At 55.4% G+C, this 16,636-nt stretch carries 10 protein-coding genes; 7 read left to right on the top strand and 3 right to left on the bottom strand.

The genetic code is table 11. The features are described 5' to 3' along the window. Positions 1-25: 25 nt before the first annotated feature. Positions 26-1,525: a TonB-dependent receptor gene (locus KF752_01905; GenBank protein MBX3420289.1), complete on the bottom strand. Its 1,500-nt coding sequence runs from the start codon at positions 1,523-1,525 to the stop codon at positions 26-28. 365 nt (positions 1,526-1,890) lie between these two features. Between KF752_01905 and leuB the strand changes: the two genes are divergently transcribed. The 3 genes from leuB (at position 1,891) to KF752_01890 (ending at position 4,281) form a co-directional block, all read left to right on the top strand. Then, positions 1,891-2,976 (top strand): 3-isopropylmalate dehydrogenase, encoded by a 1,086-nt coding sequence (gene leuB / locus KF752_01900; protein ID MBX3420288.1) that lies wholly within the window; start codon positions 1,891-1,893, stop codon positions 2,974-2,976. A gap of 17 nt (positions 2,977-2,993) precedes the next feature. Then, on the top strand, positions 2,994-3,455 hold the full coding sequence (locus KF752_01895; protein MBX3420287.1) for a DUF1569 domain-containing protein: 462 nt from the start codon (positions 2,994-2,996) through the stop codon (positions 3,453-3,455). Positions 3,456-3,759: 304 nt separating this feature from the next. Further along, positions 3,760-4,281 (top strand): hypothetical protein, encoded by a 522-nt coding sequence (locus KF752_01890; protein MBX3420286.1) that lies wholly within the window; start codon positions 3,760-3,762, stop codon positions 4,279-4,281. A gap of 147 nt (positions 4,282-4,428) precedes the next feature. On the opposite strand, the gene KF752_01885 is transcribed toward KF752_01890, so the two are convergent. Beyond that, positions 4,429-5,736 (bottom strand): dicarboxylate/amino acid:cation symporter, encoded by a 1,308-nt coding sequence (locus KF752_01885; GenBank protein MBX3420285.1) that lies wholly within the window; start codon positions 5,734-5,736, stop codon positions 4,429-4,431. A 337-nt stretch (positions 5,737-6,073) separates the two neighbouring features. Between KF752_01885 and KF752_01880 the strand changes: the two genes are divergently transcribed. From KF752_01880 to KF752_01870, 3 genes are all read left to right on the top strand, one after another. Continuing rightward, positions 6,074-7,027: an SMP-30/gluconolactonase/LRE family protein gene (locus KF752_01880; GenBank protein ID MBX3420284.1), complete on the top strand. Its 954-nt coding sequence runs from the start codon at positions 6,074-6,076 to the stop codon at positions 7,025-7,027. A gap of 88 nt (positions 7,028-7,115) precedes the next feature. Further along, entirely contained in the window at positions 7,116-8,615 is a 1,500-nt protein-coding gene (locus tag KF752_01875; protein ID MBX3420283.1) for an NAD(P)/FAD-dependent oxidoreductase, read from the top strand. A 235-nt stretch (positions 8,616-8,850) separates the two neighbouring features. Next, positions 8,851-10,422 carry a saccharopine dehydrogenase NADP-binding domain-containing protein gene (locus KF752_01870; protein MBX3420282.1) on the top strand — a complete coding sequence of 524 codons (1,572 nt, stop codon included), beginning with the start codon at positions 8,851-8,853 and terminating at the stop codon, positions 10,420-10,422. 75 nt (positions 10,423-10,497) lie between these two features. On the opposite strand, the gene KF752_01865 is transcribed toward KF752_01870, so the two are convergent. Beyond that, on the bottom strand, positions 10,498-14,700 hold the full coding sequence (locus KF752_01865) for an amino acid adenylation domain-containing protein (protein ID MBX3420281.1): 4,203 nt from the start codon (positions 14,698-14,700) through the stop codon (positions 10,498-10,500). A 166-nt stretch (positions 14,701-14,866) separates the two neighbouring features. Between KF752_01865 and KF752_01860 the strand changes: the two genes are divergently transcribed. After that, positions 14,867-16,330 carry a hypothetical protein gene (locus KF752_01860; protein MBX3420280.1) on the top strand — a complete coding sequence of 488 codons (1,464 nt, stop codon included), beginning with the start codon at positions 14,867-14,869 and terminating at the stop codon, positions 16,328-16,330. Positions 16,331-16,636: the final 306 nt, after the last annotated feature.

The raw sequence follows: 16,636 nt of genomic DNA, 5'->3' as shown, positions 1-16,636 counted from the left end.
GCTATCAAGCCAACTGCATGGGTGGCTAGACCGAACCTGTGTCAGCCGCCGCGCCGGTAGCTGGTGGCGCGAAGGGGCTGGTAATGATCGGTGCCGAACTGCTGCGTACCTTGGCATTTGCTTGCGGACGTCGAAATCCGAACAAACCATGGCGTTGAATCAACTCGGCTACCTGAGTGGGCACATGATCAACCCAGCTCATGTTACCGCTTTGAATCTGTTTCAAAATATCACGCGAAAACGTCTTTAAGTGCTGTGGCGAAGAGGCATGCAATTGTTCGATGCAGCCCTTGTCGCATAGATATTCATACAGCTTGCGTATCTCTGGAGCAACCTGCAAGTTCTGAACGGTCGTCAGTTCATTGGTTTGTTGATTCAAAAGCGGGTAGATGTACAGCTTCAAGTCGTTCTTGAACAAGCGTCCAAACGATTCCAGGATGCCGCCATCCAGCTCAGCGTAATACTTCTCGTCGAACAGCTCCACTAGGCTGCCGGCGCCCATGGTTATCCCGATCTTCTTTCTGCTGTAGCGCGCCAGGTATGCCGCTAAGCGATAATACTGGAAGTAGTCTGAAATCAGCACAGTCATGCCGCAGGCGGCCAGGATGTCAGCTCGCGCTAGAAAGTCGCGCAGGTCGACCTGACCATTGTCGCGCAACCGGCACATGGTGATTTCGGCCAAGGTAATCACGTCGTTGGGGTCAACTCCGGGCTCTTGGCAGAAGCGATTGTAAGCCGATTGCAGCATGTCCATATTCACATGCGTCACCGGACGGAAACTGCCGCGCTCGACCAGAATATTCTTCTTGTACAAAACTTCGGAAGGCTGTAAGACTTCGCCTTTAGCCGAAAACATGGCGGCATTGGTCAAGCCGAGTTGCACCAGTCGTAGACTCATCACGCGGTTGTCCACATGGCGGAAGGCGATGCCGGAAAATTCGATCATGTCGATTTCGACTCGTCGCGTGCTCAGATTGTCCAGCAGCGATTCCACCAATGCATCCGGCTCGTGATTCAGAAAGAAGGCAGCGTACAGCAAATTGACGCCCACGATGCCCAGGGCTTCTTGCTGGGCTGCATTGTCATTGTCCAGCATTCGCACGTGAATAATGATTTGGCTGACCTGGTCGCGCGGGTGCGCTTGGAAGCGGATTCCCATCCAGCCGTGGCATTCGTTGGTTCCGCGATAATTGCGCGCCGATACCGTGTCGGCAAAGGCAAAGAATGCCGTTGAATCACCACGAGATTCTTGCAAACGCTGCTGATTCAGCTCGATCTCCGTCTTGAGCATATCTTCCAGGCGTTGACGACTGACATACCGATCGCATTCGCCATAAATCGCGTCGCTGACCTTCATGTCGTATGCCGACATACTCTTGGCGATCGTCCCGGCCGCACCGCCAACTCGGAAGAACCACCGCACAACTTCCTGGCCTGCACCGATCTCGGCAAATGAGCCGTAGCGTCGGGGATCCAAGTTAATCAACAGGGCCTTGCGGTCAGTATTGGGGCGTTCCGTGGACATGCTGGAATATTCCTGAGTTTGACAGTGCCAAAGGGGAGCGAATCACTGGTATGATTATATGAGTTACGCTAGCCTGAAAGTCGCTTGGATTTTGCTCTCCAAACCACCAAAACCCAGTATAGAAATAGCACAATCGTCAGAATCGGTCCAGCCTTACCCACTCTGGCGAACGTCGCCACAGCCTTGTAGTTACAGCTTGGTAGCTACCGCGCCAGACGGTGGTCTGACTACCCAGGCTTGGGAAGTGCTTGAATCCCGCCGTTACGCCAAGACGACGGCGGGATAACATGCTAAGATGTCGCCTTCCCAAAAGGCCTGTTGCTGCGCTCGTGTTGCCCAGTTGTCGTCGAGGAAAGAATTTCACCTTGGAAGCTCATTTTGTACTCCTGCCTGGAGATGGCATCGGCCCTGAAATCGTTTCTCAGGCCCAGCGTGTGTTGCGGACGGTGGCGGACCGTTGGGGGCATCGTTTTGATTATTCGACACACTTGATTGGCGGCATCGCCATCGATCAAACCGGCGATCCACTGCCTGACTCAACCGTCCAGGCCTGCCGCGCCAGTAGTGGAGTGCTGCTGGGTGCTGTCGGCGGTCCAAAGTGGGATGACCCCAACGCTAAAACGCGACCCGAAGCCGGATTGTTACGCATTCGCAAGGAGTTGGGCCTGTTCGCCAACTTGCGACCCATCACGACCTATCCGGAGTTGCTGGACGCTTCGCCGCTGAAGCGCGAAATTGTCGAAGGTACCGATATCCTCTTCTTCCGTGAATTGACCGGAGATATCTACTTTGGGCCGTCAAGCTGCCAGGATTTGCCCGACGGTGGCCAGCGTGCTATCAGTACCATGGTCTACGACACCTACGAAGTCGAACGCATTTTTCGTCTGGCCGCCAATGCGGCTCGTGGGCGTCGCCAGAAGCTGACGATGGTCGACAAGGCAAATGTTCTGGAAGCTAGTCGACTGTGGCGCCGCGTGTGCGCTCGATTGGCCAAGGAAGAATATCCCGATTTGCAATACGATGTGGTATTGGTAGATGCCATGGCTATGCATCTGATCAGCAAGCCCCGTAATTTTGATGTCGTGGTGACCAGCAATATGTTTGGAGACATATTAACTGACGAAGCCTCCATGCTGCCCGGATCGCTGGGCATGTTACCCAGCGCGTCGATCGGCAGTGGTGGCCCGGGATTGTATGAACCGATTCACGGTAGCGCTCCCGATATTGCTGGCAAAGGCATTGCCAATCCGCTGGCTACCATTCTGGCGACCGCTATGATGCTCCGCCACTCTTGCGGGCTGGAGAGCGAAGCGGCGGGTATTGAATCAGCAGTGCGCAGTGTATTAGCGGCTGGGCATCGCACTGCGGACATCGCCCCAGCTGGTGCTACCTGCCTGGGAACTACGGCAATTACCGACCGAGTCATCGACGCGCTGCGAGTGGCTAGTTGATTAAAAGCAAGTCCATCATGGCCCGCTCATTTCGTCAGATTCATTTCGACACGTTGCCCGAGGCTGTCGAGGAAGCTCGCCGGCTGTCCAGCCTGAAAGTAACCACATCGGGCCACTATGCATTCGGCCAGATTATGGAGCACTTAGCGCGAACGCTCGACGCAGCTTCAGGCGCAGCGCCGCCTCCTGCCATTCCCTGGTATGGCAAATTGTTTGGAAGACTTGTACGCAGCAAAGTCATTCATTCGCAACCCCGGCCTGGCTTCAAGTTGCCCAAGCAGGCGCAAGCCTATTTTTGGCCGGAAGACGACGTAACAGTTGAGGCCGGTTTTCAGCACTTGGAACGGGCCTACAACCATTTCATGAGCGTCCAGCAGTTCCCTCCCCATCCATTTTTTGGCAACATGAGCTACGACGACCATCACCAATTGCAGTGTCGCCATTTTGAATTGCACTTGGGATTTGTGTTTCCCAATTAGCACGAATCTAACACCAGCAGGGCGTGTACAACACGCCCTGGCTTTCCACAATGCTCTGGCGTGTTACACCGGCGGATTAACGAGCTGAATACGCCGGATGTTCGGATGATGGTCAGTAGAAGCGAACAACAACCGCTTTCGACTGCTACTTGTCATCGTGTGATCGCTCCTGCGACAATTCAGTCAAACGTTTTGGCGATGGCTGGGCGGAAGCCCGCAGCATGACTCTCTCATCGGACGGCAAGATCATCGCGGCTGGTTATTCGCAATTAGACATCCAGAATTTTTTAGCAATGCGTTTACATTGGCGCGCTACAATGCTGACGGATCGCTGGATTCTAGCTTCGGCACCAATGGAAAAGTTATCACACGATTCAACCCTTCTAGCTATTATGAATACAGTCATATCTTTACTCTGGTTCTTACAGGCGACAATAAAACCTTAGTTGCAGGCTCCGCCCTGACCGAAGATGAGTCTGTGCTAGCCTTCGCACTTGCCCGTTACAACAACGATGGTTCACTTGACGAAGATTTCGGCAACGGAGGCAATGTGACTCTGGCTATCGGGGGCTATCGGGCGGAAGCTCGCAGCTTGGCAATGGATAGCCTTGGCAGAATTCTAGCGGCAAGCTTTAGTCAAGATGCGTATGAATCAAAAGCCAGCCTAGCACTTCTGGCGGGATGTCCCGAATTGTCGGCCCCGCCGGCGATTGCGACATCGACAAAAATGGCGTCATTGCGTTTGCGAATATCACTGCCATGCGCAACAACGTGTCTGTGCAATTGTCCAACATTACTATCCCAGCATCGTCTGGCGTTTGAATAGCCAGAAGTGTGCAGCAATCGAGGCAGCCGCCAGTTGCAAGGTCAATGACTTATTGTCACTAGGTCTGTGGCCGGCCTGGACGTTGAATTGACAACGCGCTACGCTACCAGCGGGCTGAGACACGCTATGGCGCTTAATCAGCGCCAGCTATGTGTCGTTGGCTGACCGGAAGACATCTTCATCTAATCCGCCGTTCCATTTGGCAACTACGCTGGCGCAGGCCATGTCGCCAGTAACGTTGGTTAACGTGCGCATCATGTCCAACAGGCGATCAAAGGGGAAGATAAAGGCGATGACGATCAGCGCTTGCTCGTGAGTGATGCCCACGACGCTCAATACCGAAGCAGCCAATAGCAGGCTGGCCGAGGGGATGCCGGCGGTACCAATGGATGCCGCTGTGGCGGTCAGCGCTACGCCGAGGTATTGCGACCAGCTAAGTTCTATGCCGGTGGCTTGCGCGGCGAACAGCGCGATCAGTCCCAGATAACACGACGTTCCGTCCATGTTGATCGTTGCGCCTAGCGGCAGCACCGAGCCGGCGATCGACTTGTCGATGCCTAGATTCTTCTCGGCACAAGAGATACTAACCGGCAAAGTGGCGTTGGAAGATGAGGTCGAGTAGGCTACGCCCTGGACATCCACGATACCTCGAAAGAAGGCCAACATCGGCAGCCGCGCGGTCAGCTTGATTAAGAGCAGGCCATAGACGACCAGGATTTGAAACGCGCAGGCCAAATAGAGCGCCGCTGCCAGCCAAAACAGGTTGTACAGCACGCCAACGCCTTTACTGGCCATGACCCAAGCCATCAGCGCCATGACGCCCAGCGGAGCTAGCTCCATGACCATTAGGGTGATGCGCATCACAACCTCAGCCGCCGCATCGAAAAACAACTTCGCCGGCTCAGCGGGGCGACCGGTTAAGACGATGCCTAAACCAACCAGCAGGGCGAAGAAGATGATTTGCAGCACATCCGCCTGCGCCAAGGATTGAACCGGATTGCTAGGAATGATCGCTAGTAGTCGCTGAGCAATGCCGCCTGCACTCTCGGCGATTTTGAGCGTGTCTTGGACATTTTCAACATCACTTTGGCTGGCCGAGCTATAGTCGACGCCTACGCCGGGACGAAGCAGATTGCCCATCGCCAGTCCAAGGCTGACAGCAAATACGGTGGTCAGCAAATACAGCGCAATGGTTTGCGAGCCCAATGAGCCCAGTTTTTTGGGGTCGCCCATAGCGGCCACGCCAGAGACGAGCGTCGTGAAGATCAGCGGCACGACCAGCATCTGAATCAGTCGTACAAAGCCATCGCCCCACGGACGCAGCCAAACATCGGCGATGGTCGAACTGCGCTCAGCGGGCAACGAGTATCGCAGGCACAAACCCACGACCAGTCCCACAACCAGCCCAGCCAAGACTCGCTTCCACAGCGCGATCGAATTCCACGTTTGAAACATGAGCAGCCTTTATCGCTAGAATGCAGTTCATTGTAGCACTCATGGCCGTGTGATGCTGTAGCGTTGCTGACGCATAAATTATGCACTGGTAAGTGGTGGGCCGGCGCGGGGCTGGCCCTTTTTTATGTGAGCGATCTTAGTTTCAGTCCGTTTTCTTTGGTCTTGCTGAATCGTTTGTCATCGGCCCCGCTGGTCCCACCACTACGAGTGAGTAGTAATTGCTCCTTGTTTATCTGCTTACTTTCGCCCTGGGGTTGATCGCTGGACCCATGCACTTCGGATAGAATGCTTCCTTGAACCGAGTGATCGTCACACACTTGAAAATGGGTCGTTAATTATGAATTGCTTGAGAGTTTTCGTGGGGCTGGTGCTACTGCTTTGCAGTTGGCCGAGCGTGCCGATGATCGTCGGCCAAGAATTGCCGGCCAGCGACGCGGTAAAGCCTGTCAACCTGTTTGAAGTAGCGAGCTATTGCGAAGGAGTCGTCTTCGATCATGGTGGACGGGGTTACATCTCGTGGGGTAAGACGATTACCCAGTTTCGTGTCGATGGCCAGAACCAGACATTTGCAGTTACCGGTGCGCCTAACGGACACAAGATTTTAGCCGATGGGACGCACTTGGTATGTGATGCCAGTCAACACGCGGTGCTGCGGTTAGATGCGGCGGGGGTACCGCTCGCAGCCGCATCCACGCAGTGCAACGGTGTGGCGCTGCGCGGTCCCAACGATTTGACATTGGACCCGGCAGGCGGCTTTTATTTCACGGACCCCGGCGAGTCCGGCAAGGATAATCCGATCGGCACCATTCACTTTGTGGACGCTGCGGGCATAACACATCTGGTGGCATCGGGGTTGGCTTTCCCTAACGGAATCGTGCTGACACAGGACGGCCAGCGGCTGTTGGTGGGTGAAAGCCAATTGAATCGTGTGCTGGAGTATCCGGTGATTGCGCCGGGAAAAGTTGGCCCAATGCGTGTTTTCGCGCAACTGCCGACCAGCGCCAGCGGTAAATGGGAAGACAATCAACCCGATGGCATGTGTCTGGATGCTCAAGGCAACCTGTATGTTGCGCACTACGGTATGAAGCAGGTGCAGGTGTTAGACCCGGCCGGCAAACTGATACGACAGTACGACGGCGGCAATCAGCTTACCAGCAACGTCGCTTTCGGCGGCCCCAATCACGACCAACTGTTTGTCACGGGCAGTATTGGAGCCGATGGCAAACCGGGTGCGGTTTTCCGGTTGGATGTGGGCGTCCAAGGCCGAGTCATTTTGCCACCGAAGAAATGACAATTTCTGGAAGTGCATGCGCTTGTGCGACTTAGTTCGCGCGGTAGCTTTTGAGCATGATCTATCGACTAAGTGCCCTATCGAGGTAATGGTGAATCAGTCAGCGGAACACTTTGATGTAATCATTATCGGTGCGGGCTTGTCCGGCATCGGTGCCGCCCGGCACCTGCAACTGCACTGTCCCTCCAAACGATTTGTGCTGTTGGAAGCCCGCAGTACGATCGGTGGCACTTGGGATTTGTTTCGCTACCCTGGAATTCGCTCCGATAGCGACATGCATACGCTGGGCTACAACTTCAAGCCATGGAAAGCTGCCAAAGCGATTGCTGATGGCCCAGCAATCCTGAATTACATCCAAGAGACGGCTACCGAGAATGACATTCAGCGACATATACGACTAGAGCACAAAGTCGTTAAGGCAGCTTGGTCCAGCAGCGACGCCCGCTGGACGGTTACGGTGCAGTGTGGCAGCGATCATCAGTTGCGAACCTATACCACCAGTTTTCTACTGGGCTGCTCCGGGTACTACAGCTATCGTTCAGGTTACGTACCCGCTCTGCCGGGTATCGAGCAGTTTCAAGGTCCGGTAGTGCAGCCGCAGCAATGGCCGGAAGGCTTGGACTACACGGATCAGCGGGTGGTGGTAATTGGTTCGGGAGCCACTGCGATGACGCTCGTGCCGTCCATGGCCTCCAAAGCCCGGCATGTAACCATGCTCCAGCGCTCGCCAACTTACGTCATCGCCATGCCCGATCGAGATCTGATTAACAATGGCCTGCGCCGAGTACTTCCAGAGAAGTGGGCTTACGCCGTAACACGCTGGAAGAATGTGTTTTTGCAGCAGGTGATCTACAATTGGAGTCGTCGATCTCCGGATAAGGCCCGCAAACTACTGCTCAAGCGGGTGCGCAAAGAGCTAGGGGCGGACTACGATGTCGAAAAGCATTTCAGTCCGCGGTACAACCCGTGGGACGAGCGGTTGTGTCTAGTGCCCAACGGCGATTTGTTCCAAGCTATACGCAGCGGCAAAGTTAGTGTCGTCACCGATCAGATCGAGTCGATTACGCCCACGGGAGTCGCGCTGCGCTCGGGGCAGCATCTGGATGCGGACATCCTAATTCTGGCGACGGGCCTGAACCTAGTTGTGGCCGGCGAGGCCGAAGTCGAAGTCGACGGCCGGCGAGTTAACTTTCCGGACACCTGGTCCTACAAAGGCATGATGTACACCGGCTTGCCCAATTTGGCCACCGTGTTTGGCTATGTGAACGCCAGTTGGACGCTGCGGGCGGATTTGATTGCCGAGTTCGTGTGCCGGTTGATCAACCACATGGACCAGACCGGTACGCAGATCGTCGAGCCGTGTCTGCGGCCTGAGGACGCCGATATGCAGCCCAGGCCATGGATCGAAGGCTTTACTCCTGGCTACATCCAGCGAGCCGTGCATCTACTACCCAAACAAGGCGATCGGGAACCGTGGATTAATCCGCAGAATTACCGCAAAGATAAAAAAATGTTCCACAGCGGTTCGCTGGAAGACGGCGTGCTCCAGTTTCGCAATCCGTCTGGCCAAAACGGCTCGCGGCAATAGACAACTGGCGGTGTTTGGTAGTACAATAGTGGCACAGAATTTACTTGATTGCCATTTGGCAAATTGCCGCTGTTCCTTCGACAATTTAATGACGGCAGGACAATCTCCCCTGTTCGTCGTGCGAACTTAAGAAATTAACCCGTTTTCTTTCCGTTGGTGTCCCAGGTTGCTAACTGTCTAGCAATCTGACCAGGCGTCAGCAAAGTCCGTTTGCCACAAGTGAGGTACTCTATAGATGCATGTATCCGCCGCTGCTCGCGTCCCCTTTTCTGGACGTATTGTTGTTCTGGGATGTGGAAGTGTGGCTCAGTGTCTATTGCCGCTGATCACCCGCCATCTCCAGATGCCTGCTGACCGGATTCTGGTCATCGACATGGTGGACAATCGAGGCAGGATCGCATCCAGCCTGCGGCACGGTGTGCAATACAAGCAGCTTCAGATTACTCCTGAAAACTACCAGCAGGTACTGGGCCAACATCTTGATCGCGGTGATTTGTTGATCGATGTTGCCTGGAATATTGAAACGCGGACTCTGTTGGATTGGGCGCATCAGCGCGGAGTGTTGTACATCAACACTTCGGTCGAGGAGTGGGATCCCTACACCAAAGTGGATGCCGAGCAGACGTTGTATGCTCGCCAGATGAAAATTCGCCACTTGGTTCAGTCGTGGCAACAACCGGACGACGGCCCCACGGCAGTGCTCGATCACGGAGCCAATCCAGGATTGGTTTCGCACCTGGTCAAAGTGGCGCTGTTAGAGATCGCCGAACGGATTGTGGCCGACAGGCCCAATGATAAACGTGCACGTCGGCTGCGGGCCGCCATCGACGATCAAGCCTTCAATCAATTGGCTTGGTTGACAGGAACGCGGGTCATTCACATCAGCGAACGCGATACTCAGGTAACCGACCGACCTAAGCAGCCCAATGAATTCGTCAATACCTGGAGCATCGAAGGCTTTTACGAAGAGGGAATCGCTCCGGCGGAAATGGGCTGGGGAACTCACGAGCAGGCTTTGCCTGCCGGTGCCAGACAGCATGCTCACGGCCCGCGCAATCAGATTTTTCTTGCACGGCGCGGTATGGATACGTTGGTTCGGTCGTGGGTGCCGGGAGGTCCAATCCAAGGCATGGTCATCCGCCACGGCGAAGCCTTTAGCATTAGCGAATATTTGACGGTGACTGACTCGCATGATCAGGTGGTCTATCGGCCGACAGTCCATTATGCCTATTGGCCGACCGACAGTGCGGTAGCCTCGCTGTATGAACTTCGCGCTCGAGACCTGCGATTGCAGGAAGAACTGCGGATTCTCAATGATGACATCACCGAAGGTGCTGACATTCTCGGTTGTCTGTTGATGGGACACGACTATGGAGCTTGGTGGATCGGCAGCCTGCTAGACATTCACGAATCCCGCAGGCTGGTGCCGGGTCAAAATCCAACGACGCTGCAAGTCGCCTCGTCGATGCTGGGAGCCATCGTGTGGATGTTGCAGAATCCCAATCGCGGCGTGAATTTACCTGACCAACTACCGCATGAAGAGATTTTGGCCTTCGCCCGCCCCTATCTTGGACCGGTTATCTCTAAGCCCGTGGATTGGGTTCCAAATCCCAGTCTTGACGCAAGCGATCCTGGCCAATGGCAGTTCAGTAGCTTTCTGATTGGCGCTCAGCAGATGACCAGCCAGGCGCAACCAACGCGCATCGAACTGCCTTCTGAGACGGGCTCCAGTTCGTTGTCAGATGCCCAGCAGTGTCCGACGTCGGCTTTGGTTACCAACAAACCGCTGACTGCCGGTTGGAGTTGACTGACCGCTATGCGTCGGTCGGAAATCCTATCAACCTAACGCAGCCTGGGCATGACTTGCATGGCTTGCCACCAATCAAGGTGCCATAAGCTGTAGTTGCTGGGCTAGTATGGCTGCAAGTTTGCTAACATGCGGCGACTGGACCATGCTGTGATGATGGCCGGGAACCATGTGAACCTGCACATCATCCACCAGATGGCGCCAGCCGCGATCTGGACTGACCGCCAGCTCAAACGGTACCTCCTGGGGCCGCAACAACAACAGCCGCACCGGGATGGGCTGCAGCTTGTATTGCCGCGACAACTTGACGTGATGATGAAACAGATTCTGCAAGTCGCTCAGCACCCGGGCCACGACATCCTTTGGCGACTGCTGGTCTAGGATTCCCAGTTTGTCTGCATGTGCATGCAGTAGCGGCAACTGCTGCTCTGGCGAAAGTTCCCCAAGCTGATCCAATGTTAGCTGGATACCATACTCTTGCCCCACATTGACCTGCTCATCCAATGGCACGCAATCGGTCGCGCCTTCGGGAATGGTCGTATCCAGAAAAACCAACCGCTCGACCAGCTTCCCCTGCTCGATCAATTGTCGAGCCATCTCGTAGGCTATGAGGCCGCCCAGTGACCAACCTCCCAGGGTGTAGGGACCAGCGGGCTGAACCCAGCCAAGAGCCGCCAAGTATTCACTGGCCATCTGCTGAATCGACTCGGGCAGTTGTTCATGACCGTGCAAGCCTCGGGAACGAATTGCCCATAGCGGCTGACTTTCAGGCAAGTGCTGCGCCAACTCACGATAGCAGACCACAATGCCACCAGGCGGGTGAACCATGAAAATCGGAGGCCGATTGCCCGATGGCTTCAGCGGAGCCAGCAGTGGGTGAGCGCTGGAGCTGACGGTGGTATTTTCGGTTTGTTGATAGAACTCGACACACTCAAGTCCGAAGCGCGTCATCATCACCTGTGGATGCAGTTCAACCAGGCGCCTGGCAACTTGAGCGATATCGGCGAGATCAAAAAGCAAGGCGGTCGGAACATGAACTCCCAATTGGTCGCTCAATTGTCCGGTCAGTATGGCAGCCTGAAGCGAACTGCCACCGACCGCGAAAAAATTCTGATGAATCCCCATCGTTGGCAAATTCAGCAGAGTGGACCACTGGTCTGCCAGATATTGTTCCAACGGATTTCGAGGTGGCACGCTACGTTCCAGCCAAGATTGTGGAGGCACATGTTGCGGCAAACGCCGACGATCGACTTTGCCACTACCGGTCAGTGGCATGCTAGTCAGGCTGACGATAGCCGCAGGCACTTTGAAATGCGGCAATCGAGCTGCCAGGTAGCTTCGCAAGCTTTCGGGGTCCAAGCTGCACTTGTCCACTGGACCAACGTAGGCCACCAATTGCGCGCTGGGGGAATCGGGTTGATCCACAATCACGGCTGCACGCTCAACTTGTGGATGCGACTCGATGACAGATTCGATCTCGCCCAGTTCGATGCGATAGCCACGAACCTTAACTTGATGATCCAGTCTTCCCAAGAATTCGATCCGCCCATCGGGCAGTCGTCGTCCCAAATCGCCTGTCAAATAGAGGCGCTTGCCTGGCAAATGTGGGCTGGTCACGAAACGCTGCCCAGTCAGCGTCGGATCGCCAAAGTAACCTCGCGCTAACCCTGGTCCGCAAATCGCCAGTTGGCCCGGTACCGTATCGGGTAGCAATTCCAACTGCTCGCCCAGCACCAATACTTGCATCGCGTCGATCGGCCGACCGATGGTCATGTTTTGATTGGCACAATAGTGCGTGACATCCTCGGCGGTTGCCTCCACCGCAGCCTCCGTGGGACCGTACAAATTCCAGATTTGCACCGGCAATTTGGAGCGAATTAAGGTCGGCAATTCTGGCGGCAGCGGCTCACCGCCGGTCCAAACCTGTTTTAGGCTCCCACAGCGAGCGAACTGCGGATGTTGCACCAAGATCTTCAGCAGGCTTGGGACAGACGGCAGCACGCTGATTGCGTCGCGCTGAATCTGCTGCAACAACAGAATTGGATCGCGCTGTGCTGCCTGGTCCGCCCAGATCAGTGTCGCTCCCTGCGCCAGACAACTCCAGGCAATCCCCAGTGCCGCATCAAACTGATGAGACAACAGCATCAGCACGCGGTCTTGGGTGGTTAGCGGAAGTGCTCGTGTTCGCCAGGCCAAGGTATTGCAGATACTGCCGTGCTGGACCATCACGCCCTTGGGGACGCCGGTGGATCCCGAAGTGTAGATCATGTAGGCCAAGTCGCCGGCGGCCACGCCAACTGCGGCAGCTCGCGGCGTAGCAACAGCCATCGGCTGTAACGATATATCCAATGTTCGCTGGATCGATGGGCTGTCGGGCAATAGCTCGCGACAGTCGGTCAGTACACAGCGGACGTTTTCATCGCCCAGCAGTTGTTTCAAACTAATCGATGGTTGCGTCGCGTCGATAGGTACAGCGGCACCACCGGCCAACTGAACCGCCAACATACCAACGAAAGCATGGCTGCCTTGCCGGCAAACGACAGCCACCAACTGGTCGGTATGTGTAACCCAAGCCTTTAAGCGATGGCTCAACCCATGAGCTACCATGAATAAGTCGCGGTAGGTCGCCTGTTGCCCGTCGGCTTGTAGCGCCAATCCGCCTGGATTGCGAGCCGCCGCCTGTAGGATCATCTCATGGACGGTCGTCAGAGCTAAGCTGGCGTCAGTCGCTGCGGAAGTTTGCCTCTGCTTGCCCGTGAAATGCTGAAACATGTCCCAAGGCACATCGGCCAGTGGCATTTCGGGATGAGCCAACAGGCTATCTAACAGCGAACTGAAGTTTTCCGACATGACTTGCATCGACGAAGCGTTGAACAAGTCTTGGCAGAAGATCAACATGCCTTGCAGCCTGTCGCCCGCTTGCTCAAACACGAACTCCAGATCGTAATGGCAAGTCGGGTGTGGTACATAGAAACTTTCCTGTCTCAAACCACCGAAGTCAAACACCGTCGTCTGGTCAGGAAACAAGAATCCCCCGCGCCCGGCTTCTTCTGGCCTATGCGATTTTTCAAACGTGCAACTGACTTGGAACAGCGGGCTACGGCTGGGATCACGGGCGATACCAGCTTGGCGAACGATTTCGGCAATTGGAAACGCTTCGTGCTCCAGCGTGTCAACCAAATGACGTGAAGTCTGCTGCACGAGCTGGGCAAACGTTAGTTGCCCGCGTACTTCCGCCTTTAACGGCAGCATGTTGATGAAAAATCCGACCGTCTGTTCATACTTGTGATGCAATCGACCAGAAAAAGGGCTGCCAATAAAGAATGACTCTTGGCGACTGTATCGACTCAGTAGTACCTGCAAGGCTGCGTGAACAACAGCAAATGATGTGGCCCGCAGACGACTGGCCAGTTGCACCACGCGCTGTGAAACATCGCGACTGAAACGGATCGCCGTGCAGTCGGCGCGGTGAGTAAATGTAGCCGGGCGCGGACGGTCGCTCGGGATCTCCAGTACCGGTGGCGTATTCTGCAAGGTCTCACGCCAGAACTGGGCCAGCTGCAAACCTTCGTTGCCATCAAGCATCGCCTGTTGCTCAACTACAAACTGCTGGTAGTTGTCGACCGCGGCAGGCAGTTGCAACTCCTGGCCACTGGCCAGCTGCGGATAGAGTTGTCGAAGTTCGCTGAGTATTAGAATCAACGACCAGAAGTCAACGATGATGTGATGCGTGAGCGCTAATATAACCCAGTCGTCGTCAGCCAATTGATACACGCTGATTCGCAGCAGCGGTCCGCGCTGCAAATCGAACGGTCGTAGCATTTCTTGCGTCAATCGCTGGCGTATGGCTTCATCCGTTGCGCCGGGCAGTGGGCGACAAATGAACTCCGGTTCCAGGTGTCGGTGCACAATCTGCGCTAACTGGCCAGCATGATCGCTGAACGTTGTCCGCAAGGCGGCATGGCGCTCAGCCACCTGATTGATCGCTCGTCGCAAAACTTCGGGTTGCAGTGCAGCCCGTATTCGCGTGGGCAGAAAGACATTGAAGGCAGTTAAATTCGGATTGCGGCGGTAGGCATGCCATAGCCCTTGTTGCCCGGCGGACATCGCAAATCGCGATTCGCTTGCAGCTCGCTCGCGGAGCAGCTTGGCTAGCAGTTCACGCTGGTTTGTGGGCAGTTCACTTGGTGCCTGCGATGCCAGCGGCTGTCGCGTTTGATCCACTGGGTCAAGTCCTTTCAATGTATCGTGCATCCACGCGAATTTCGTGGTCGGCACACGTTCATGACTCCACAGTTGTACAACCTTTCGCCATTTGCTGCTATCGGATCACGGTAATGCTATCAACGGATTGCACTTTCGACGGTCGAGTGGGTTAACTAGACTGCCGCCTGACCGCGACGGGAACTGTCGTGATAGAGCAAAATTAAAGGGAGAATCGAGCATGGAGGCTCGTCGATTGCGCCCCGTCCTGGGGCTAGTACTATCTGTCTGCTTATCGGCCGCTGTTGAGGCGCAGTTTCTGCATCAGGCGATCCCGCCAGCGGCTCACATGCATGCGGCCTATCCTGGTCCGATGATGTCCAGCGTCACACCACAGATGCTGCCCGGGATGGCTCCAAACATGATGCCGTTTTCAGTTCCCGTAATGTCCCCAGCACAGCTTGGACCTTCAGTGGTGCGCGGAACAACACCAGCACCGCGCCGCAGTCAGTTCGTGGCGCATTCCACAAACTTTATCGTGTTTGCGTCCGAGTCGCATTGGGCTCAGCAGGTGGCGGAAGCTGCCGAATCGCAACGCCAAGAGCTGGCCATGCATTGGTTTGGTCACGAATTGCCGGACTGGTCGCAGCGCTGTCCTATCCATGTACAAGACTCGGAGAACTTAGGTGCAGGTGGCGAGACGCGATTTGCGCTCAGCCATGGTATTCCCGGCAATTGGATGATGAGCGTGCAAGGAACACGTGAGCGCATCTTGGATAGTGTCTTACCTCATGAAATTACGCACACTCTGCTGGCCACGTACTTCGGCCGACTGAACAAGTACGTTCCCAGATGGGCCGACGAAGGCGCGGCGACCACCGTCGAACATGAAGCAGAGAAGCAGAAACATCGCCACTTCTTACGCCAGTTTCTAAAATCGGGACGGGGCCTGGCCTTCAATGAAATGTTTCGATTGAAGGAATATCCTCAAGATATTTTGCCACTTTATGCTCAAGGGCATTCGGCAGTGCAATTCCTGTTGGACCAAGCTGGCCCACACGAGTTCATCCAATTTCTAAACGCGGGTATGCGTTCAGAGAACTGGCCGCAGGCGCTGGCACAGACCTACGGCTACCAGTCGATTGGCGACTTTCAGGTCAATTGGAATCAATGGTTGATCGACGATAGTCCGAAAGACCTGTTAGCCTACGCGCCTCGCCTGCGCCGCCAACAAAGCACAGCAGCCGATGTGCAGCTTGCATCGGCTGCTCAATCCAGTGCACCGCCGTTGCGCGATCGACAGCAGGCGCTTTCGTTGTCGCCCTCGCATGCCAGCGATCCGTTAGCGATGGCCGGCAGCGCTGCCGTGGACAGCGCGACCAGTGCATCGACTCAGGACCCTTCGGCAGTCCCGCTGATTCTACCGGAACGTTCGCAATCATTGATTTCGCTGGATCAAGCCATTGCCTTGGCCGCCGCCCAGCCTATACCAAGCGCGGTACAGGATCGGCCTGAGCCATTGCATTCGCAAGCTGCCGATGCAGCTAACGATTCGCAAGATTGGTACAAACGCAAGCTGCATTCGACCAGTGGTCAGCCGGCCACCCCGATTCCCCCGCACAATCTATTCCCCGGCGATGGACAGTCTGCGCATCGGCCCCTTGTGCTTCCCGCCGCTCGCAATGGTTCAGCCATGTGGCGATAGGCAGTTCGCCGACCAACACCTGCAAGCTGATGTTAAATAACCAGCGGAGATTCCATTCGCTTCATCAATTATCTAGTCCAACTTACGGCCAGCGACTTTGGAGCTGCGAAGCGTTGGTCTTCTCTACGATATCCCCAGGCTGATAGAACGCACCAACGTCGGCCGCACCGATATTGGTCAGTGTGTGGAAAAAAGTAAGTCGTTCCCTCAGCGGATGACCAAACTGGATATTGGCGGGTAGCACCAAATGATGGAGAGCACGGCAATCGCAACAGGCCATAGGCTGGCAAGTAACTACAGGCTTGT

Source organism: Pirellulaceae bacterium (genome assembly GCA_019636385.1).
In the GTDB taxonomy this organism is placed as follows: Bacteria; Planctomycetota; Planctomycetia; order Pirellulales; family Pirellulaceae; genus Aureliella.
The sequence above is the reverse complement of the archived record's forward strand: the minus strand, read 5'-3'. Positions and strand labels throughout refer to the sequence as shown.

What these genes read in the sequence shown, in the direction of transcription:
- KF752_01870 (MBX3420282.1), top strand. Translation starts at nt 8,851, where the DNA reads ATGCATGTATCCGCCGCTGCTCGCGTCCCCTTTTCTGGACGTATTGTT.
- KF752_01905 (MBX3420289.1), bottom strand. Translation starts at nt 1,525, where the DNA reads ATGTCCACGGAACGCCCCAATACTGACCGCAAGGCCCTGTTGATTAAC.
- KF752_01880 (MBX3420284.1), top strand. Translation starts at nt 6,074, where the DNA reads ATGAATTGCTTGAGAGTTTTCGTGGGGCTGGTGCTACTGCTTTGCAGT.
- KF752_01885 (MBX3420285.1), bottom strand. Translation starts at nt 5,736, where the DNA reads ATGTTTCAAACGTGGAATTCGATCGCGCTGTGGAAGCGAGTCTTGGCT.
- KF752_01875 (MBX3420283.1), top strand. Translation starts at nt 7,116, where the DNA reads ATGGTGAATCAGTCAGCGGAACACTTTGATGTAATCATTATCGGTGCG.
- KF752_01860 (MBX3420280.1), top strand. Translation starts at nt 14,867, where the DNA reads ATGGAGGCTCGTCGATTGCGCCCCGTCCTGGGGCTAGTACTATCTGTC.
- KF752_01895 (MBX3420287.1), top strand. Translation starts at nt 2,994, where the DNA reads ATGGCCCGCTCATTTCGTCAGATTCATTTCGACACGTTGCCCGAGGCT.